This is a genomic window from Thioalkalivibrio sp. ALJ12, assembly GCF_000378305.1.
Taxonomy (GTDB): domain Bacteria; phylum Pseudomonadota; class Gammaproteobacteria; order Ectothiorhodospirales; family Ectothiorhodospiraceae; genus Thioalkalivibrio.
The window spans coordinates 569,270-590,370 of record NZ_KB899538.1; the positions used below are offsets into that span (position 1 = coordinate 569,270).

Below are 21,101 nucleotides of genomic sequence, written 5' to 3' on the forward strand. Positions count from 1 at the left end.
TTTGGTTTGCCCCCACCCCTTGCGGTCTAATACGGGCCTTGTTCCCTGCTGGCTGTTGGCATGTCCCAAGTCACTGCGATCTACCCCGGCACCTTCGACCCAATCACCCACGGGCACACGGATATCGTGCGCCGAGCCGCGCGTCTGTTCGATCGTGTGGTGATCGCGGTGGCCGCCAACCCGAACAAGGGGCCAGCCTTTCCGCTGGAGACGCGCGTCGCGCTGGCCGAAGAGGCAGTGAAGGGGATCGACGGGGTCGAGGTTCAGGGCTTCAACGTGCTGCTGGCCAAGTTCGTTCATGCCCAGGGGGCCAACGTGATCCTGCGCGGCCTGCGCGCGGTATCCGATTTCGAGCACGAATTTCAGCTGGCGGCCATGAACCGTCAGCTGGCCCCCGAGGTCGAAACGCTGTTCCTGACGCCGGCGGAGGAATACAGCTTTGTCTCCTCCAGTCTGGTACGGGAAATCGCCCGTTTGGGCGGTGACGTCTCAAAATTCGTGAGCCCCGGCGTGGCGCGCATGCTGGCCGAACAAAACGGCGAGACCCGCTAGCCGGGCCCTGCGACTGGATACGAGGACAACCCCATGGCTCTGATGATCACCGACGAATGCATCAACTGCGATGTCTGCGAGCCCGAGTGCCCGAACGAGGCCATCTATCCCGGTGACGAGATCTACGAGATCGACCCGGAGCGCTGCACCGAGTGCGTCGGGCATTACGACGAACCGCAGTGCCAGGATGTCTGCCCGGTCGATTGCATCCCGCTGGACCCTGACCGCAAGGAAACACGCGAGCAGCTACAGGCGAAGTACGAGAAGCTGATGGGCGCGTAACGATGCTCGCGCGCTTGCTCCCCGCCGCCCTGGCTGCCACCCTGCTGGCGGCACCCGTTCAGGCCGAGGGGCCCGGCCAGGGGGCAGTGGCCTCCGCCCACCCGGAGGCCACTGCGGCGGGCGAGCGTATCCTCGCCGCCGGGGGCAACGCGTTCGATGCCGCCGTCGCTGTAACAGCGGCCCTGGGTGTGGCCGAGCCCTATGGTTCCGGCCTCGGCGGCGGTGGGTTCTTTCTGCTCTACGACGCGGCGAATGATCGCAGCGTGATGCTGGACGCCCGCGAGACCGCTCCGGGCGAGGCGCATCGCGACATGTACCTGGACGACGATGGCGAGGTGGTCGAGGGTCTTTCGCTCGACGGGGTCCTCGCCGCCGGGATCCCCGGCATGCCCGCCGGGATCGACCACCTGTCCCGCCACTACGGCAGCCTCCCGCTTGGCGATGCGCTGGAGCCGGCCATCCGCCTGGCCGAGGACGGGGTCGAGGTGGGCAGCCGTTACAACCAGATGGCCAGCTTCCGCCACCAGGCGCTGCGGGATGGCGCCGATGCGGCGCAGATTTTCCTCGACAACGGCGGCGTGCCCGACGCGGGCATGCGCCTGGTGCAGCCGGATCTGGCCGACACCCTGCGTCTCTTGGCCGAAGAGGGTCGCGACGGTTTCTATACCGGCGCCCTGGCCGGGCGCCTGGTCGAAGGGGTGCGCGAGGCCGGCGGCATCTGGACGCTGGAAGACCTTGAGGGCTACGAGGCCGTCGAGCGCGACCCGATCCACATCGAATATCGGGGTGCACGGATTACCACGGCCTCGCCGCCGTCCTCGGGCGGCGTCGCCCTGGGGCAGATCCTGAACATCCTCTCGTTCTACGACCTCGAAGAGCTGGCCCCGGACCTGCGCGCGCATCTGACCATCGAGGCGATGCGCCGCGCCTACCGTGATCGTGCCGAGTACCTGGGCGATCCGGACCATGTCGACATGCCGCTGGAGCGGTTGTTGTCGCGCGACTACGCGGCAGGGTTGCGCGCGACCATCCACCCGGACGAGGCCACGCCCAGCCGCTACCTGCCGCTATCGGTGGACCCGCAGGCGGATGTCCCGGACCCGGCGCAGGCCACCGAGAGCCCGGAGACGACGCATTTCTCCGTGATCGACGCCGACGGTAACCGCGTGGCCGCCACGCTGACGTTGAACTACCCGTTCGGCTCCGGCTATGTGGTGCCCGGCACCGGGGTCCTGCTGAACAACGAGATGGACGACTTCTCGGCCAAGCCGGGCGAGCCCAATGCCTACGGGCTGATCGGTTTTGAGGCGAATGCGATTGCCCCGTATCGGCGGCCCTTGTCGAGCATGAGCCCGACCTTTGTCGAGACCGATGATCGCGTGGCGATCCTGGGCACCCCGGGCGGCAGCCGCATCATCACCATGGTGCTGCACGGCATCCTGGGTGTGGTGGAGGGCCTGGATGCGGAGGCGATCGTGGAGCAGCCGCGCTATCACCACCAGTACCTGCCGGATCGCGTGGAACACGAGACCAGTGCATTCGATATGGAAACGCGCGGGCAACTGGTGTCGCGCGGCCACCGCCTGGTGCCTCAGGTGCGCCCCTTCGGCGACATGCAGGCGATCCTGTGGGAGCGCGGGGAAGGGCGGCTGGAGGCAGCCTCCGACCCGCGTGGCGAGGGCGGCGCCCGCGTGCTCTCCGAGTAACCAAGTTCGCGGTTCGCGCCCAGCTGCCATGTTTTCCTGAAGCGAGCCACGCAAAAAGCCGCGCCCGGATCATGTCCGGGCGCGGCTTGGCAGGCAATCCCGTTCGGGGCTGGGCCCCGAACGGCCGGGGCATTTAGCCCTGGGCCAGGTCGCGGATGCGGGCGTTCAGGCGGCTCTTGTGGCGCGCCGCCTTGTTCCGGTGGATCAGCCCCTTGCTCACGGTCGCGTCGATGACCGGCACGGCCTTCTTGTAGGCCTCGCTGGCTGCCTGGGCATCGCCCTGCTGCAGCGGCTTCAGTACGGCCTTCATGGCCGTACGGAAACGGGAGCGAAGCGCCACGTTGTGAGCGCGATTTTTGACCGCCTGACGGGCCCGTTTACGGGCAGAAGCAATATTCGCCAAAGTACTTCCCTCGCGTTGATGCGCTAGGTTCTGGAAAAGGCGGCAGAGCATACCGCTGGCCCCGGTTCGCGTCAACCTTGTGCCGCTGGGGTTCTGGATGGCGTCGCGGGGTCGTGGCGTCTACTGTATAAGGCACGACAACCCCACAAGGAGAACCACGATGTTTCCGCTCCCCCGCGCCGTTCGAATGGCACGCCTGCCCGGTTTTGCGATGGCCCTGATGCTGACGGGTCTGCTGTTCGCCGCGTTGGCGTTCACGCCCCGTGCCGAGGCCATGGAGCCCGAGGCCAAGGTGGTATATCACGCCGATTTCGCCGATCCCCGGCGTTTCTCTGCGATGCTGACCAGCATCAACAATATGATGACGCACTACCAGGACGAGTTCATGGACGTGGATGTGCGCATCGTGTTCGTCGCACACGGCATCCGTTTCCTGACCGATGACGACCTCGACGGCTCGCCCTTCGAGGCTGATGAGGAGCTCCAGGAGCAGCGCGATGAGCTGCGTGGTCGCCTGTCCAGCCTGGTCAGTTCTCACGGAGTGAAACTGGAGCTGTGCGAGATCACTCGTAGTCAGATCAATCTCGACGAAGACCTGGTGTACGACAACGTCGAGATGGTGCCCTCGGGCGTGGTACGTATCGCCGAGCTGCAGAACGAGAAGGGATTCGCCTACATCAAGATCGAGTAACCGGCGCCGCTGCCGGCAGTCTCAAGCCCCGCCTCGGCGGGGCTTTTTAGTGCTGGCCCAGGACCTCGAGCTTGGCGAATCCGAGTACCAGCCATTTGGAACCCGCGTGGGCGAAGTTCACCTGCACCCGTGCCGAGTTGCCCGAGCCCTCGAACTGGGTGATCAGGCCCTCGCCGAATTTCGCATGGTGCACGCGGGCCCCGATCGACAGACCATTGTCGCGGGCCGCGGCATCTGAGGTATCCAGCGACCCAAAGCCCGCGGTGCGCTGGCGGCTGGCGGCAAAGCGCCCCGCACCAAACGGCGAGGCCTGCGGGCGCAGCACCTCCAGGGCCTCTTCCGGGATCTCGTTGATAAAGCGCGAGGCAACGTTGTAGGACTCGCGCCCGTACAGGCGCCGGGTCTCGGCGTGGATCAGGTACAGCTCCTGCTCCGCGCGGGTCATGCCGACGTAGGCCAGGCGGCGCTCCTCCTCCAGTCGCCCCGGCTCCTCCAGCGAGCGCGAGTTGGGGAACAGGCCCTCTTCCAGGCCGGTCAGGAAGACCAGCGGGAACTCGAGGCCCTTGGCGGAGTGCAGGGTCATCATCTGCACCGCGTCCTCGTGCGGGTCGGCTGCGCCCTCGCCGGCCTCCAGCGCGGCGTGGGCGAGGAACTCGGTCAGGCGGTTGCCTTCGCCTTCCTCGCTCTCGGCGGTGGGCTCCATGTCGAAGGCGCGCGCCGCGCCTACCAGTTCGTCCAGGTTCTCCAGGCGCGCCTCGCCGCGCTCGCCCTTCTCCTTCTTGTAGTGCTCGCGCAGCTGCGCGCGCTCGATCGCCTGTTCCACCTGATCGGCCAGCGGCTGGCGCGGCAGCTCCTGCTGCAGGCTGTGGATCAGCTGGATGAAGCCGGCGACCGCGTTGCGCGCGCGGCCGGGTAGCGCGTCGGCGTCGACCGCATGGACAGCCGCCTTCAGCAGGCTGGTGTCCGCCGCCTGGGCCGCCCCGCGCAGGCCCTCCAGAGTCTTTTCGCCGATCCCGCGCGGCGGCTGATTGACCACGCGCAGGAAGGCGGCGTCGTCATCGCCGTTGCCGGCCAGGCGCAGGTAGGCCAGGGCGTCGCGGATCTCCTGGCGCTCGAAGAAGCGCAGGCCGCCGTAGACCCGGTAGGGCATACGCCGACCGATGAAGGTCTCCTCCAGCACACGCGACTGGGCGTTGGAGCGATACAGCACCGCGCACTCGCGATGCAGCCCGCCCTGGTCCACATGGCGGGCGATGGTCTCGGCGATGAAGCGCGCTTCTTCCTGCTCGTTCAGCGCGGTGTACAGGCGCACCGGGGCGCCTTCCTTGTCCTCGGTCCAAAGCTCCTTGCCGAGACGCCCGGAGTTGTGGCGGATCAGTGCGTTGGCGGCGTTCAGGATGTTGGCGCTGGAGCGGTAGTTCTGCTCCAGGCGCACGACCTGGGTGCCCGGGTAGTCCTGCTGGAAGTGCTGGATGTTCTCGATCTTCGCGCCGCGCCAGCCGTAGATGGACTGGTCGTCGTCGCCGACCGCGAACACGGGGCTGTCGCCGGCCAGCAGGCGCAGCCAGGCGTACTGGATGTCGTTGGTGTCCTGGAACTCGTCGACCAGCACATGGCGAAAGCGCGTGCGGTAGTGCTCCAGCAGCGCCTTGTTGTCGCGCAGCAACTCCAGCGAGCGCAGCATCAGTTCGGCGAAATCCACCACCCCGGCACGCTCGCAGGCCTGCTGGTAGGTGGTGTAGACGCGCACCCACTGGCGGGCGACCGGGTCGCCGGTATCCGGCAGGTGTTCCGGGCGCGAGCCCTCGTCCTTTCGCGCATTGATGTACCACTGCGCCTGTTTCGGCGGCCAGCGCGCCTCGTCCAGCTCCAGGCCGCGCAGCACACGCTTGACCATGCGCAGCTGGTCGTCGGAGTCGAGGATCTGGAAGCCCTGCGGCAGCCGCGCGTCCTGCCAGTGCTGGCGCAGCAGACGGTGGGCCAGCCCGTGGAAGGTGCCGACCCACAGCCCGGTCGCCGGGTGCCCCAGCAGCGCCTCGATGCGCCCGCGCATCTCGGCCGCCGCCTTGTTGGTGAAGGTAACCGCCAGCAGGCTGTGCGGGGCCACGCCCTCCACACCGATCAGCCAGGCGATACGGTGCACCAGCACGCGGGTCTTGCCGGAGCCGGCGCCGGCCAGCACCAGCAGCGGTTGTGGCGGGGCCGCCACGGCCTCGCGCTGGGCCGGGTTCAGGGAATCGAGCAGGGGGGAGACATCCATGCGCGAATGGTAGGGAAACCCGGCCGGAATCGCACGTTGTGCACGCGGGGCGTGTGCCTTCCGCCGCGCAAACGCGCTACTCTCGGGCAAAGTCCTCATCGGCCCCGCGCGGGGAACCTCGCAGCCGAGAACGGTCCCAAGTAACAACACCGCGCACGCGCAATCGGAACATCGCGAATGAATGACATGCCCTCGCTGCACCGGCTGGATACGCCGGTCTCCGGACAGGAGCTGCACCCGGACAACCTGCTTTTCGCCGAGACCCTGCTGGAACGCTACCGCGAGGACCCGGAGTCGGTGCCGCCGGCCTGGGCCGACTACTTCCGCTCGCTGGAGGGTGCGCCGCGGCTGGAACGGCGTCGTTCGACCGATCGCCCGGATCTGGCCCATGAGCAGTTGCAGATCCGGGTGCTTCAGTTCATCAACTCCTATCGCTACCTGGGCCACTTCGGGGCGCGTCTGGATCCGCTGGAGCGGGAGGCCCCCGAGCCGCCGGTGGAGCTGAGTCGGGGGTATCACGGGCTGGACCGGGTCGGCCCGGAGATCCTGTTCGATCCCGGTTCCCTGTTCATCGAGGGCCCGGTGTCGCTGGACACGATCGAGCGGGTGCTGCGCGAGACCTACTGCGCGAGCATCGGTGCCGAATACATGCACATCGCGGCGACCGAGGAAAAACGCTGGCTGCAGGAGCGGCTGGAGTCGGCCCATGGCCACTTCGGCTTTGGCGACGAGACGCGGCTGGCCATCCTCGAGCGCCTGACGGCGGCCGAGGGGCTGGAGCGCTATCTGCACCGGCGCTATGTCGGACAGAAGCGCTTCTCCCTGGAAGGCGCGGAGAGCCTGATTCCGCTATTGAATGCCCTGGTCCAGCGCGGCGGTGCGCGCGGGCTGCAGGAGGTCGTGCTGGGCATGGCGCATCGCGGGCGCCTGAACGTGCTGGTCAACCTGTTCGGCAAGGCCCCCGCGGATCTGGCCGGCGAGTTCGAGGGCCGCCCGCGCGACGATCGTGGCACCGGGGACGTCAAGTACCACATGGGCTTCTCCTCGAATGTCGAGACGCCCGGCGGTCCGGTCCATCTGGCGCTGGCGTTCAACCCCTCGCATCTGGAGATCGTGACGCCCGTCGTCGAGGGCTCGGTGCGCGCCCGCCAGGTCCGCATAGCCGATCGGAAGGGCAACCGGGTGATGCCCGTGGTGATCCATGGCGATGCCGCGTTCGCCGGCCAGGGCGTGGTCATGGAAACCCTGAACATGTCCCAGACCCGGGGGTTTTCCACCAAGGGCACGGTGCACGTGGTGGTGAACAACCAGGTCGGGTTTACCACATCGACCCTGAAAGACGCCCGCTCGACGCATTACGCGACCGATGTCGCCAAAATGGTGAACGCGCCGATCCTGCACGTGAACGGCGACGATCCCGAGGCTGTGGTGTTTGTCACCCAGGTCGCGCTGGATTACCGCATGCGCTTCGGCAAGGACGTGGTGATCGACCTGGTCTGCTACCGCCGCCAAGGACACAACGAGGCCGACGAGCCGGCCGCCACGCAGCCGCACATGTACCGCCGTATCCGCGACCTGCCGACCACCCGCGAGCTATACGCGCGCTCACTGATCGAGGCCGGGCTGACCGAAGAGAAGGCCCAGGACGAGGCGGTCGAGGCCTATCGCGCCCGCCTGGATGCCGGCGAGCCCGTGGCCCTGTCGCTGCACGACGACGGGCATGGCACCACAACCAACTGGGCGCCCTATGTGAACCAGACCTGGGATCAGGACGTGGAGACGGGCGTGGAGAGCGCGCGCCTGTCGCGTATGCTCGACCAGCTCTCGACACCGCCGGAGGGCTTTCAGGTCCACCCGCGCGTGCAGAAGATCCTCGACGCCCGCCGGGCGATGGCCGCGGGCGATCAGCTGCTGGACTGGGGCGCGGCCGAGACGCTGGCCTACGGCACGCTGATCCAGGATGGCTACCGTATTCGCCTGTCCGGCCAGGACTCCGGGCGCGGCACATTCTTCCACCGCCACGCGGTGTTGCACGACCAGGAGACAGGGAAGGCGCTGGTGCCGCTGCGTCGGCTGGACCCGGATCATCCGCGCTTCCTGGTCATCGATTCGCTGCTGTCCGAGGAAGGCGTGCTCGCATTCGAGTACGGCTATGCAACGGCCGCGCCGGAGGCCCTGGTGGTCTGGGAGGCGCAGTTCGGTGACTTCGTGAACGGCGCGCAGGTGGTGATCGACCAGTTCATCTCCTCCGGCGAACAGAAATGGGGCCGTTTGTGCGGGCTGACGCTGCTGCTGCCGCATGGTTACGAGGGTCAGGGCCCGGAGCATTCCTCGGCCCGGCCCGAGCGCTTCCTGCAACTGGCGGCTCAGGAGAACATGCAGGTCTGTGTGCCGACCACGCCCGCGCAGATCTTCCATCTGCTGCGTCGGCAGATGGTGCGCCCCTATCGCAAGCCGCTCATCGTGATGACGCCGAAGAGCCTGCTGCGGCACCAGGATGCGGTCTCCGATCTCGAGGCGCTGGCGCACGGGCAGTACCAGACGGTGATCGACGATGCGCGCATTGAGGACCCCAAGGCCGTCAAGCGGGTGCTGCTGACCAGTGGCCGCATCTACTATGACCTGGCTACAAGCCAGTCCGAGGGCCAGCACTGGGATGTCGCAATCCTGCGCCTGGAGCAGAGCTACCCGTTCCCCGAGGAGCGCCTGACCGAACTGCTGGGGCGCTACCCACACGCGGAGGAGTTCGTCTGGGTGCAGGACGAGCCGGAAAATCAGGGCTATCTGGGATTCCTGGCGCCGCGCATCAATCCACTGCTGACGGTGCGTGGTCAGACGCTGCACGCGGTCGCACGACCCCCGGCCGCCGCGCCGGCGGTCGGCTACCCGGAGGTCCACAAGGCGCAGTTGAAGGATCTGCTCGAGCGGGCATTCGGCCCGATCAGCTCGCGCGACACCCCGCACCCCACGCCCTGAACACTGACGCACAGCACAAGGAAGCGAGATGGCACCCGACCCCACCCCGATCAAGGTCCCCGAACTCCCGGAGTCCGTTGCCGATGCGACCGTGGTCGCCCTGCACAAAAAGGCAGGCGACACGGTCAAGCGCGATGAACTGATCGCCGAGCTCGAGACCGACAAGGTCGTGCTCGAGGTCTCCGCCCCGTCTGCGGGGGCCCTGACAGCGCTGGAGGTCAGCGAGGGCGATACCGTGAAGACCGACGCGGTGATCGCCTACCTGGGCGCGGCCGATGAAGCGGCCGAGGAAGACTCCGAGGCGGAAGGGGAGGAGGCCTCGATACCTTCACAGCCGGCTGCTCGGGAATCGTCCGATGACAAGACCTCGTCACCCCGTGCCGAGGACAGGGGCAAGGCCCGGGACACCGCGAACGTTGTGCCCGAAGGCGGCTCCGGTGGCGCCGCCCCGCCCCCCAGCCCGTCCGTGCGGCGCTTGTTGCAGGAGGCCGGGCTCAAGGCCGAGGACGTCGAGGGCACGGGCGAGGACGGCCGTATCCTGCGCGAGGACGTTGAGCGAGTGCAGACGGACCGATCGCGCCGCAGCGAGGCGCCTTCTTCGGCGTCGCCTCAGGGGCGTGCCCCGGAGCGCGAGCGGGCGCCGTCCGCCGGCAGTATCGAACGCGTCCCGATGACGCGCCTGCGTGCGCGCATCGCCGAGCGGCTGCTGGAGGCCAAGCAGTCCACCGCGATGCTGACGACCTTCAACGAGATCGACATGTCCGCGGCGATGGACCTGCGCGCGCGCTACAAGGAGACCTTCGAGAAGCGCCACTCGATCAAGTTGGGCTTCATGGGCTTGTTCGTGGCCGCTGCCAGTCGTGCGCTGGAGCGCTTCCCGATCATCAATGCCGCGCTGGATGGCGAGGAGATCGTCTATCACCATTTCAGCGACATCGGCATCGCCGTGTCCTCGCCGCGCGGGCTGGTGGTGCCGGTGCTGCGTGATACCGGCAACGCCAGCGTCGCCGACATCGAGCGACGCATCCGCGACTTCGCGGAACGCGCCAGCGACGGCAAGCTGGACATCGACGAGCTGCGCGGCGGCACCTTCACGATCACCAACGGCGGTGTATTCGGCTCGCTGTTTTCCACCCCGATCGTGAACCCGCCACAAAGCGCCATCCTCGGCATGCACGCGATCAAGGAGCGCCCCGTTGCGGTGGACGGCGAGGTGGTGATCCGGCCGATGATGTATATCGCCCTCTCCTACGACCACCGCCTGGTCGACGGCGCCGATGCCGTACGCTTCCTCGTCGCGATCAAGGACGCAATCGAGGACCCGGCACGCCTGCTCCTCGACGTCTGACCCCGCGTCGGCCCCGAACCCCGCCCCCTGTAGGAGGCCAGCCCTCTGGCCGATGGACAGGTCCCCATCGGCCAGAGGGCTGGCCTCCTGCTGTCTGCGGCGACACGGCCCATGAATGAACGGGCGACGCTGCCTGTGGTGTTCAGGTGCGATCGACGGGGCGGCGGTACGGGCCCGGGCGCAGCCCGAATAGCAGCATGGCGGCGCCGACCAGGCCGAGCGGCCAGGACGGCCAGGCCAGTCCGAGCCAGGTGGACACGTCGAGCTGGGTGGCCAGCCCCGCCAGGGCGAGCAGACCCGCGCCTCCCCAGGCCTCGTGCCGCCTGCGGTTCTGGCGGCGCAGCCCCTCTTCAAGATCGCGGATCTGCTGGCGCAGGGCGGCGTCGCGCTCGGCGCGCTGTTCCTCCACCGTGAGGGCCTTTTCCAGGTGCATGGGCATTTCGGGCAGCTGGGCGAGCAGACGCGGCAGGTGCTGCTGCGCATTGCGGATGAATGCGCGCACGCCCATGCGCTCGTGCATCCAGTCCTCGATGAACGGCTTGGCGGTTGTCCACAGGTCCAGCTGCGGATAGAGCTGGCGGCCCAGACCCTCGATGTTCAGCAGGGTCTTCTGCAGCAGCACCAGCTGCGGCTGGACCTCCATGTTGAAGCGCCGGGCCGTCTGGAACAGGCGCAGGAGGACCTGACCGAAGGAGATCTCCTCGAGCGGGCGCTGGAAGATCGGCTCGCAGACGGTGCGGATCGCCGCCTCGAACTCGTCCACGCGGGTGTCCTTCGGCACCCAGCCGGATTCCACGTGCAACTCGGCCACGCGGCGGTAGTCGCGGTTGAAGAAGGCGTGGAAATTCTCTGCCAGGTAGCGCTGGTCGGAGTCGAGCAGCGAGCCGACGATGCCGAAGTCCACCGCCAGATAAGTCGGGTTGTCCGGGTGGGTGGCGTCCACAAAGATGTTGCCCGGGTGCATGTCGGCGTGGAAGAAGTTGTGCTGGAACACTTGCGTGAAGAAGATCTCCACTCCGCGTTCGGCCAGCAGCCTCAGGTCCACGTTGCGTTCACGCAGTGCCGCGATATCCGCCACCGGGATGCCGCCGATGCGCTCCATCACCAGCACGCTGCGGCGCGTGTAGTCCCAGATGATCTCCGGGATGTACAGCAGGTGGCTGTCCTCAAAGTTGCGGTGGATCGCGGCGGCGTTCGCGCCCTCGCGGATCAGGTCCAACTCGTCGGTGACGGTCTTTTCGTATTCGTCCACCACCTCGCGCGGGCGCAGGCGCTTGGCCTCGGACCAGTAGCGATCGGCCAGATCCGCGATCAGGTGCATCACCTCGAGATCCGCGCGGATGGTCTTGAAGATGCCGGGGCGCACGACCTTGACCACCACCTCGCGCCCGTCCTGGAGCGTGGCCGCGTGCACCTGGGCGATGGAGGCCGAGGCGATCGGGGTGTCCTCGAACGTGGCAAAGGCAATCTCGATCGGACGCTCAAGTTCGGACTCGATCAGTGCGCGCGCCTGGTCGCTCGGGAACGGCGGGACCCGGTCCTGCAGCCGTGACAGTTCGATGGCGATGTCGTCCGGCAGCAGGTCGCGCCGGGTGGAGAGCATCTGCCCGAATTTGATGAAGATCGGCCCCAGGTCTTCCAGCGCGCGGCGGATGCGCTCGCCGCGTGTGCCTTCGGTGCGGCGAAACCAATTCCAGGGTGCGAGATAGAGCAGGAAGCTAAGCGGGCGCAGCGGCTTCAGCGTAAACAGGATGACATCGAGGCGATAGCGCACCAGGACCCGCGCGATGGTCCACAGCCGCAGCCCCCGGTACAGCGCGCGGCGCATCAGGCCTGCCGGTCGTCGGTATCGGAGGCGGCCCCGGCCTCCAGCCGGTGCAGGCGTGCATCCAGTCGCGCGACGCCGTCGCGCAGGTCGGAGACGTCCTCGGCAAAGGCCTCGAAGGCCCCGCCTGCTGGCAGCCACTCGAGCTCGTCACGCAGATAGTCGGCCGTGTCCTCGGCGGAGCGGCGGCCGAGGTGACGCAGACTGCCACGAGCCTGATCGAGCAGGTGGCGCAGCGGCCCAGCGGCCCCGACGCCGGCAAAGCGCTCGAACAGCCCCTCCCAGTCGACCCCGGAGTCGCGCAGCGCATGCTGCAGATCGGAGAGCACGGTGGCCTCACCGGTGATGGTCAGCCCGGAGCGGTCGTCCCTGCCCATGGCCGCGGCGAGCGACAGCGGCGATCCCGCCAGCTGCACATCCACCGGTTCCTCGACACCGCCGATGACCTGCAGCCGGTCGGCGGCCCCGACCAGCGAAAAGGCCAGCCCCGGGGGCTCGATCACGATGGCGATTGCACGCCCGGCCAGGCGTGCGCGGTCCTTCTCCGGCGCGCTCGCCAGGTGCTCGTTGAGCGTGGCCTCGATCAAGGCCGTGAGCGGGCTGGGCAGGGCGAGGGGTTCGGTCATGGTGAGGCCCGCATCTCCCTAGAGTTTTGTGCCGCGATGCAGGGCGACGATTCCGCCGGTCAGGTTGTCGTACTCGACGCGCTCCAGACCGGCGTCGCGCATCATGCCGGCCAGGGTCTCCTGATCCGGGTGCATGCGGATGGACTCCGCCAGGTAGCGGTAGCTGTCGGCATCGTTGGCGACCAGCTTGCCCATCAGCGGCAGCATCTTGAACGAATAGATATCGTAGATCGGGCGCAGCGGTGCCATCGGCTGCGAGAACTCCAGCACCAGCACGCGCCCGCCGGGCTTGATCACCCGGCGCATCTCGGCCAGCGCGCGTTCCTTGCGGGTCACGTTGCGCAGGCCGAAGGCGATGGTCACGCGGTCGAAGTAGTCATCCGGATAGGGGAGCTGTTCCGCGTCCGCCTGCACGAAGTCGAGGTTGCCCACGTGGCCCTCGTCCAGCATGCGGTCGCGCCCGGCCTCCAGCATCGAGGCGTTGATGTCGCAGACCACGATCTGCCCCTTCGGCCCGACGCGTGGGGCAAAGGCCCCGGCCAGGTCCCCGGTACCCCCGGCCAGGTCCAGGATCTTCATGCCCGGGCGCACGCCGGTGCGCTCCAGCGTGTAGCGCTTCCAGATGCGATGGACGCCCATCGACATCAGGTCGTTCATCACGTCGTAGCGCGAGGCGACCGAGTGGAAGACCTCGCCGACCCGTGAGGCCTTTTCGGACTCGGGGACGCTCTGGTAGCCGAAGTGGGTCTTGCCGGGTTCTTCTTTCATTGTCAGTGCGTCTTGCGCTCGTGGCCGGCCTCTTTCAGCCGATCCAGGTAATCCTGCCACAGACTTTCCTGCTCCGTGCCGAGCTTGTGCAGGTAATCCCAGTCGTAGATGCCGGTGTCGTGGCCGTCGGAGAACTCCAGCTTCACTGCATAGTTACCGACCGGCTCGATGCCGGTGATGTTCACATCCTCCTTGTCCACCTGCAGCACCTCCTGGCCCGGCCCGTGCCCGCGCACCTCGGCGGAGGGCGAGTACACGCGCAGAAACTCGCAGGGCAGCTCGAAATGCGAGCCATCGGAGTAGGTCAGCTCCAGGATGCGCGACTTCTGATGCAACTGGATATCGGTGGGTCGGTGCTTACTGCTCATGCGGCCTCCAGAATCCTCGGTCGGGGCGAGCCCGGAAAGATCTTGCGCAACCGCCCAAGGCGGCCATCGTCAAAGGACTGCGAGGATACCAGCCCTGCCGGCCAGCGTGGCATCTCCCCGCGCACCGCAGGCCTGACGGAACGGCGGGTTACGCGCGGCTGCCTTGACACCCGGCCGGCATCTCTTCAGGCTCCGCAACCATATTCATGGAAAGGGAATATCCATGACTTCGCCACGGATTGGCGCGTCCACACTTCGACAAGAGTCCGGCTACGGAGGCCTCGCCAGCATTCCATGGGCAGGCCCTCGTGTTGTATTCGGGTGTTTCATATCCGACCGACCTGAAGCTTCTTGGTCCTGCAGCTTCGGCCGGTGCCCCTCGCAATCGACCCCTGCGCACGTGAACTGGGCTGCTACTGCCCGGGTCACCCGGAAGGCGATCGCATGAAGCCGGCCCTGGTTACCGTATTGCTGGTACTGGCCGGACTGGGTGCCGGGTACGCGTACATGCCCGATGTTCGCAACGGCATGAACCAGTTTGCGGTCGAGTTTGCCGACGGGTTTGAGCGAGGATACTCCGCAGCCACGGGCCGCTCATTCTCGATGGGGCGGTCCTCGAGTGACGGCTCGCCGGATCCTGCATCCGGGGATTCTCAACGGCAGCTGGATTCGTCGTCCTTTAGCGATCATTCTGGTCGGGACCTTCTGGAGTCCGCCGGAGCCGAGCCGGATCTCCGGGGCTATGGTCGCGTGCCGGATCTTCGCAAAGCCCTGGAGCATGACGAGAACGGGCGTTTGCGCGAACACCTCGACGCCTTTCGAGACGAGCTCGACGTGCAGGCTCGTCGTGCACGCATGAAGGGCTTGCTGTTCGAGTGGGCCGGCGCCGCCGACGTCGACCCGGAAGGCCGCGGGCCCAACATCGATGGCCGCAAGCTGGCCACTCTGGAGGCCTTTCTGGAGCGGGATTTCCGCCAGCAGGGAAGCCCGAATCCGCGTCCCGGCGGTGCGGCTGAGCTGCACAAGGCCTTCGACATCCTGAAAACCGAGATGTACAGCCAGCTCATGCGGCAGACGCACCTGGCACCCTATTTCGATGCGATCGCCTTTCGCGTGAACGCATCCGGTCTCGGTTTCGACTTCTCGGACACAACAAGCAACTTGCAGGAAACCTTCGAGCGCGACTTGGCCCGGGGGCTGACCGACCTGTTCGAGTTTGAACGGGCTGGCGGCGAGCGCCTGCGGGCGATGGGCTTCGACCCCTACCGCCTGATGCGCGACTGGCTGCTCGAGGCGGGGAGCGACCCAACTCTACAGAGCGCGTTAATGGCGCTGGGCTGGGACGCGGTGCGCATCGACGGGCAGGGCACGGCGGCGCGCGAGATTGTGGTGGCGCATGAGGGTGGCGCAACGCTGAAGGCCGGACCCGGTGGGGACTGGCTGCTCGGCGGGTATGGCGACGACACCCTGCACCCCGGTCCCGGTGATGACCTCCTGTACGGCGGAGCCGGCAACAATACCTACCGGTTCGGCGTCGGCAGCGGCCACAACACCCTGATCGAGATGTACGGAGACCGCGGCCGTAGCGTCATCGAAGTGGCTCCGGGCATCCGCGCCGAAGACCTCGATATCCAGGTGGAAGGCCACGAACTGGTCCTCGCCCACCGCAACGGCGAGGACAGCATCCGCATCCAGAACTGGTTTGGCTCCATCCACCCCAAGCGCCACAGCCTGCACGCCGTGCGTCTTGCCGACGGAGAGAACATCGATCTCCCCGATCCATCATTCCGCGTCAGACCGTAAAGGGTGAGCAACGTGTCGCAACAGATCAGCCACGCAATTTCCATGAGACGGATGCCTGATTTGCTCGCAGATCGCCGAGCGCCCGCGGGTCTAGGAATTGCTTGTTGGGCCGCTCGGCGCAGCTCGAAGGAAGGGGTTCTGCGTCTTTACCGGGTGCGGCCCATAGGGCGAACTGTTTGGTTTTCCCTCGAAGGTTCGCGCCAGACATTCGGTCTTCCCTTTGGAGTTTTTCAAGGCCTCGCGGTGCTGTCTCCTGCCGTAGAGCGCGTGGCATGGGCATGAAGCAATACATCATTGATTGGTTGGAGGGTGTGCCCGGGTCTACCGACGACCAAGATCGCCGCTGGTGTCGTCTGCGATGGGGATTGGTGGGTGTTGCTGTGCTGGCGAAGGTTTTGCTGTGGTACGTCCTGTATCACATGGACGTGAATAACCCGCCCCCTTGGCTGAGTATCCCGGCCGACTGGTTGCTTGCCAATGTTCCTGCAGCCCAAGGACGTACCAATTTCAATTTTAGTCTCAGAGACCAGATGCCGTATATTTTCGCCATCGGATTTGCTTATTCGGTTGTGGTTGCGGCTTCATTTCTGTTCTTTAATCATCGCCGAATGGTGGTCGCCGGGATAATAAAGATTCTTGATGAGGGCATTTCCCCCAAGATGGTATTTGGCTTGCTATTCGGTTGGGTCCCGATGCTAGTGATCGTCTATATCGGGCTATATGCGTTTTCTTCTGATGTGACCCATTCCGCTGACAAGATCGGCCTCTCGAGCATGCAAGAGACCCCTTTCATGGTAATGATTTATTGGGTCCCAATGTACGGTTTTATCGGTGCAATACTTGGCCAGCATCTTGTGTTTTTTCGTGATGTCGTGGTCCGTGCTCTGCGTGGTCCGGATACACGCTTTACAGGGAGGTAAACAGTATGTCAGATCATGATGATAGGCTTTGGTATTATGATGATGAAGGGGTGTTAAATATTGTTGTCACCCCTAATCCACCTGATGAGTCTGATGATTCTTCGCCAAGCGGAACCGATGTCGTTAGTGCCATATCATCGGCAAGCGATATATTTCTTAGTTCCCTTCAAGACGTTGGGAAGAAATTTGGGGGAATGTCAAACGATGATCTGAAATCATTCAAAGCGTTTTCGAACACGCGGGCCGGCGCTTTGAGTATCATGCATCTTGGGATAGCTGCAGCGGAAGGCGACTCGTCAAAGGTCGCCAAGGTTGCGGCGAGCATCGCAGTTGGGGTGGCTGTCTCCGCCGGCACGGGTGTTGTGTTAGCCGCAGTATTCCCTGCGGCAGCTACAGCTGCCATTGCCGCGACGGCAGGTGCTATTGCTGGGCATTTTGCAGGGGAATGGTTGAAAGACGAGCGGGTCACCGATTGGCTGCGTGATAATCTGAATTCGATCAATGATCAGACTGACGCCGCGACCGAGTGGTTCGGGAATCAGTGGGATAGCGTCACGGAAAGCGTTGCGGGTGTCTTTGAGGGCACGAAAGAGGCGGTGGCCGATACGTGGGACGATTCGGTGGACTGGGCCCAGGCTGCGGCCGATGCGGTTCGGGATATGATCCGGTCTGCCTGGGGCTTTTTCTGGACCGATGCCTTCATCGACGACGTGCGCGACTTCTTCAACCGCGGCGAGTCCCACGCCTCTCCCATCATCCTGGATCTGGACGGCAACGGCATTTCCACGCTGGGTCTGGATGCCGGGGTGCAGTTCGACCATAACGGGGACGGATTTGCGCAGGCGACCGGCTGGGTCGGGCCGGAGGATGCGCTGCTAGCGATGGACCTGACCGGGAACGAGGAGATCGAGACCGGCAGCGAGCTGTTCGGTAACGCCAGCGAGATTGAGGAAGGCGTGACAGCCATGAATGGCTTCGAGGCGCTGGCGATCCACGACACCAATGGCAACGGCCGCATCGACCCGGGCGACGAGGCCTGGGGTGACCTGCGCCTGTGGCAGGACGCGAACGGTAACGGTGTGGTCGACGAGGGCGAGCTGCTGACCCTCGACGAAGTCGGCATCGGCTCCATCGACCTCGGTTACACCAACTCCACCTACGTGGACGAGCACGGCAACGAGCACCGTCAGATCGGGCGGTTCGAGTGGGCCGACGGCCGCGAAGGCGAGGCGACGGACGTGTGGTTCATCCAGGATACGGCCATCACCGAGGCGCGCGAGCGCCTGGACATTCCGGAGGCCATCGCCATCCTGCCCGACCTGATGGGCTATGGCGAGGTGCATGACCTGCATCAGGCGCTGGTGCGGGACGAGAGCGGACAGTTGCGCGGGGAGGTTGAGGCCTTTATGGCCGAAACCGACGTGAAGGCGCGCGAAGCCCGCATGGAGAGCCTGCTGTACGAGTGGGCGGGCGTCAGTGACGTGGACCCGGAGGGCCGGGGATCCCATATCGACGGGCGCAAGGTCGCCACACTGGAGGCCTTCCTGGGGCGGGAGTTCCGTCAGCACGGGAGTCCAAACCCGAGGGTCATGGCCTCGGGGGAGCTGCGTGCGGCCTTCGACATCCTGCAGACCACCATGTATGCACAGATGATGCGCCAGACCCACCTGGCGCCCTATCTGGAAGGGATGGACCTGGTCTTCGATGAAGACGGCATCCGTATCGACTTCGCGGGCACCACGGAGGCCCTGAACCAGCAGTTCGATGCCGACCCGGCCCGTGGCGTGGCGGATCTTCTGGAACTGCAGCGTGCCACCGGCGAACAGCTCTCACCCATGGGCTTCGACAGCCATGGCCTGCTGCGCGACTGGCTCGCACAGGCCGGTGATGACCCGGCCGTGCTGGAGGCCCTGGCCGACTTCGGCTGGGACGGGGTGCGCACCCACGGCGAAGGCACGGCCGCGTCCGAAATTGTGTTCGCGAGCAACGACGGGGCGGAGCTTACCGCCGGCTCCGGTGGCGACTGGGTGCTGGGCGGTGATGGCGACGACGTGCTGCAGGCGGGCTCGGGCGACGACATCCTCTACGGCGGCTCTGGTAACAACACCTACCGCTTCGATGTGGGCCAGGGTCATAACACCATCATCGAAATGCATGGCGATGAGGGTCATAGCGTGCTGGAGTTCGGCCCGGAGATCCGCGCCGGCGATCTGGACATCCGTGCGGAGGGCAGTTCGCTGGTGCTGGCGCACAGCAACGGCCGCGACAGTGTCACCATCGAAAACTGGTTTGCTAGCGCCGATTCCGAGCGCCACCGGATCAACACCCTTCGTTTCGCCGATGGTCATAGCTTCGATCTGTCCGCGTTGCAGCTCGGCTCGACCGAGGGTGACGAGCTGACCGGCGGGGAGGAGAACGCCATCCTGGTCGGCAACGAGGGCGAGAACATCCTGACCGGCGGGACCGGCGACAACTGGCTGCACGGCGGCCGGGATGCCGACGTCCTGGTGGGTGGCGAGGGCGACAACCTGTTCGTGGTGCGGCACCGGGATGATCAGGTGATCGCGGAATCGGGCGATGGGACCAACACGGTGCAGTCGCATGCGTCGTTCACCCTGTCCGACAACCTGCACAACCTGACGCTGTTGGGCCGCAGCGGGATCAGTGCCACCGGCAACGAGCTGGATAACGTTCTGATCGGCAACTCCGGCAACAACCGGCTCGACGGGGTGGCGGGGGCCAACACCATGATCGGGGGCCGCGGCAACAACACCTACGTGGTGCACAGCGCCGATGACGTGGTGATCGAAGAGCCCGGCGAAGGCAACGACACGGTCGAGTCGCATATCGACTACGTCCTGCCGGATAACGTGGAGAACCTGCACCTGCAGGGCAGCGAGGATCTTCACGGGACCGGCAACGAGCTGAACAACGAACTCATCGGCAACACCGGCGACAACGTCCTGAACGGGGTCGAGGGCAACAACTACATCGACGGTCGTGGCGGCGCCAACATCATGATCGGTGGCGCGGGCGACGATACCTACGTGGTACGCAGCGATGAGGATGTGGTGATCGAAAAGCACGGCGAGGGGAACGACACCGTCCACTCCTACATCGACTATGCCCTGCCAGAGAACGTGGACAACCTGACGCTGATGGGCGGCGAGGATCTCGATGGTACGGGCAACGAACTCGACAACGTGATCATCGGCAACACCGGCGACAACGTGCTGAACGGCGTGGAGGGCGACAACTACATCGATGGCCGCGCCGGTGCCAACATCATGATCGGGGGCGCGGGCGACGACATCTACGTGGTCAATAGCGAGGATGACGTGGTGATCGAGAAGCCCGGCGAGGGCCACGACACCATCCGCTCCTCGGTCACCTATGCCCTGCCCGACAACATCGAGGACCTGACCCTCACCGGCTCGGCCAACATCGACGGTACCGGCAACGAGCTGGACAACTACATCCAGGGCAACAATGGCGACAACGTGCTCAACGGCGTGGCCGGCGCGAACGTGATGGCTGGCGGCCGCGGTGACAATACCTACATCCTCAACAGCGAGGAGGACGTGGTCATCGAGAAGCCGAACCAGGGCACGGATACGGTGATCAGCCCGTTCGACTACACCCTGCCGGACAACGTGGAGAACCTGACGCTGGTCGGAGACGCCCGGGTGGGGCGCGGTAATGACGAGGACAACATCATCATCGGCACCGAGCGCCCCAATCACCTCTATGGTGTGAGCGGCAACAACGTGCTGATCGGGGGCGGGCGCTCCGCCAACTTCCTGTATGGCGGTGACGGAGACAACACCTATGTGGTGCGCAATCCGGGCACCAAGGTGATCGCCCAGGAGAATGGAGGCACCGATACCGTAAAGGCGGAGACCAACTTCCGCCTGCCCGATCATGTCGAGAATCTCACGCTGACCGGGGATGGCGATTATCGCGGTTGGGGCAACGAGCTCGACAACGTCCTGATCGGCAATGACGGCGATAACGTGCTGCGCGGTGAAGGCGGCGACAACTTCATCCACGGCGGTCGCGGCAATAATGTCCTGTACGGGGGCGCCGGCAGCGATACCTACTTCTTCCAACGCGGCGATGGCCACGACCGCATCGTGGAGCGCGCCCGCGACCCGGGCGAGGACACGCTGCTCCTGGGCGAGGATATCGCGACGGACCAACTCTGGTTCCGACAGGATGGGCGCGACCTGTCCGTGGAGGTGATCGGCACGGAGGATCGCATCACGGTCGACTCCTGGTTCGGGCCGCAGGGCGAGACCCTGGATCAGGTCGAGCTTTCGAGTGGCGAGGTCCTGACGGCATCAGAGGTGAACAACCTGGTGCAGGCCATGGCGGCATTCGATCCGCCGGGGGCCGACGAGAGCCGTATTCCCGAGGCGTACCGGGAGCAGCTACAGCCTGTCGTCGCATCCGCATGGCAGTGATCGAGTAGCCCTTCGTGGGGGGGTGGCGCTTACGCGCCGGCCCCACTTTCTACACAGGACATCCGGCGGCCCGCGACACGGGGCCGCCGCTTTTTGCATGCCAGCGGCAG

Annotated in this window: 15 protein-coding genes; 9 read left to right on the forward strand and 6 right to left on the reverse strand. The window is 65.7% G+C overall.

The features are described 5' to 3' along the window. Positions 1-60 precede the first annotated feature (60 nt). From coaD to ggt, 3 genes are read left to right on the forward strand one after another with little or no spacing between them, the layout of a single operon-like run. The gene (coaD, locus tag F467_RS0102735; protein WP_018139832.1) at positions 61-552 is read left to right on the forward strand and encodes a pantetheine-phosphate adenylyltransferase; all 492 of its coding nucleotides are present in this window, start codon (positions 61-63) and stop codon (positions 550-552) included. Between the two features lie 33 nt (positions 553-585). Next, positions 586-834: a YfhL family 4Fe-4S dicluster ferredoxin gene (locus F467_RS0102740; RefSeq protein WP_012981508.1), complete on the forward strand. Its 249-nt coding sequence runs from the start codon at positions 586-588 to the stop codon at positions 832-834. Between the two features lie 2 nt (positions 835-836). Continuing rightward, positions 837-2,540, forward strand: a complete 1,704-nt coding sequence (gene ggt / locus F467_RS0102745) for a gamma-glutamyltransferase (protein WP_018139833.1) — start codon at positions 837-839, stop codon at positions 2,538-2,540. A gap of 133 nt (positions 2,541-2,673) precedes the next feature. Here the strand turns inward: ggt and rpsT are convergent, their stop codons facing one another. Further along, positions 2,674-2,943 carry a 30S ribosomal protein S20 gene (rpsT, locus tag F467_RS0102750; RefSeq protein ID WP_018863226.1) on the reverse strand — a complete coding sequence of 90 codons (270 nt, stop codon included), beginning with the start codon at positions 2,941-2,943 and terminating at the stop codon, positions 2,674-2,676. Positions 2,944-3,103: 160 nt separating this feature from the next. On the opposite strand from rpsT, the gene F467_RS0102755 reads away from it, so the two are divergent. Continuing rightward, complete coding sequence (locus F467_RS0102755; RefSeq protein ID WP_038049811.1) at positions 3,104-3,634, forward strand: DsrE family protein; 531 nt, start codon at positions 3,104-3,106, stop codon at positions 3,632-3,634. Between the two features lie 46 nt (positions 3,635-3,680). Here F467_RS0102755 and uvrD read toward each other — a convergent pair whose 3' ends face one another. After that, entirely contained in the window at positions 3,681-5,894 is a 2,214-nt protein-coding gene (uvrD, locus tag F467_RS0102760) for a DNA helicase II (RefSeq protein ID WP_018139836.1), read from the reverse strand. A gap of 177 nt (positions 5,895-6,071) precedes the next feature. Between uvrD and F467_RS0102765 the strand changes: the two genes are divergently transcribed. Continuing rightward, the gene (locus tag F467_RS0102765; RefSeq protein WP_018139837.1) at positions 6,072-8,870 is read left to right on the forward strand and encodes a 2-oxoglutarate dehydrogenase E1 component; all 2,799 of its coding nucleotides are present in this window, start codon (positions 6,072-6,074) and stop codon (positions 8,868-8,870) included. Positions 8,871-8,898: 28 nt separating this feature from the next. Beyond that, the gene (gene odhB, locus F467_RS0102770) at positions 8,899-10,218 is read left to right on the forward strand and encodes a 2-oxoglutarate dehydrogenase complex dihydrolipoyllysine-residue succinyltransferase (protein ID WP_018139838.1); all 1,320 of its coding nucleotides are present in this window, start codon (positions 8,899-8,901) and stop codon (positions 10,216-10,218) included. Between the two features lie 142 nt (positions 10,219-10,360). On the opposite strand, the gene ubiB is transcribed toward odhB, so the two are convergent. The 4 genes from ubiB to F467_RS0102790 are packed head-to-tail and all read right to left on the reverse strand — an operon-like array spanning position 10,361 to position 13,805. After that, complete coding sequence (gene ubiB, locus F467_RS0102775; protein ID WP_018139839.1) at positions 10,361-12,046, reverse strand: ubiquinone biosynthesis regulatory protein kinase UbiB; 1,686 nt, start codon at positions 12,044-12,046, stop codon at positions 10,361-10,363. Beyond that, a complete protein-coding gene (locus F467_RS0102780; RefSeq protein WP_018139840.1) occupies positions 12,046-12,669 on the reverse strand; it encodes an SCP2 domain-containing protein in 624 nt (207 codons plus the stop codon). Before F467_RS0102780 ends, ubiB begins: the two co-directional genes overlap by 1 nt. 18 nt (positions 12,670-12,687) lie before the next feature. Then, positions 12,688-13,437, reverse strand: coding sequence for a bifunctional demethylmenaquinone methyltransferase/2-methoxy-6-polyprenyl-1,4-benzoquinol methylase UbiE (ubiE, locus tag F467_RS0102785; RefSeq protein ID WP_018139841.1), 750 nt, complete (start codon positions 13,435-13,437; stop codon positions 12,688-12,690). Positions 13,438-13,439: 2 nt separating this feature from the next. Next, on the reverse strand, positions 13,440-13,805 hold the full coding sequence (locus tag F467_RS0102790; RefSeq protein ID WP_018139842.1) for a gamma-butyrobetaine hydroxylase-like domain-containing protein: 366 nt from the start codon (positions 13,803-13,805) through the stop codon (positions 13,440-13,442). A 444-nt stretch (positions 13,806-14,249) separates the two neighbouring features. Between F467_RS0102790 and F467_RS0102795 the strand changes: the two genes are divergently transcribed. From F467_RS0102795 to F467_RS0102805, 3 genes are all read left to right on the forward strand, one after another. After that, positions 14,250-15,608, forward strand: coding sequence for a calcium-binding protein (locus F467_RS0102795; protein WP_018139843.1), 1,359 nt, complete (start codon positions 14,250-14,252; stop codon positions 15,606-15,608). Between the two features lie 272 nt (positions 15,609-15,880). After that, positions 15,881-16,528, forward strand: coding sequence for a hypothetical protein (locus tag F467_RS0102800; RefSeq protein WP_018139844.1), 648 nt, complete (start codon positions 15,881-15,883; stop codon positions 16,526-16,528). 449 nt (positions 16,529-16,977) lie between these two features. Beyond that, a complete protein-coding gene (locus F467_RS0102805) occupies positions 16,978-20,991 on the forward strand; it encodes a calcium-binding protein (protein ID WP_018139845.1) in 4,014 nt (1,337 codons plus the stop codon). Positions 20,992-21,101: the final 110 nt, after the last annotated feature.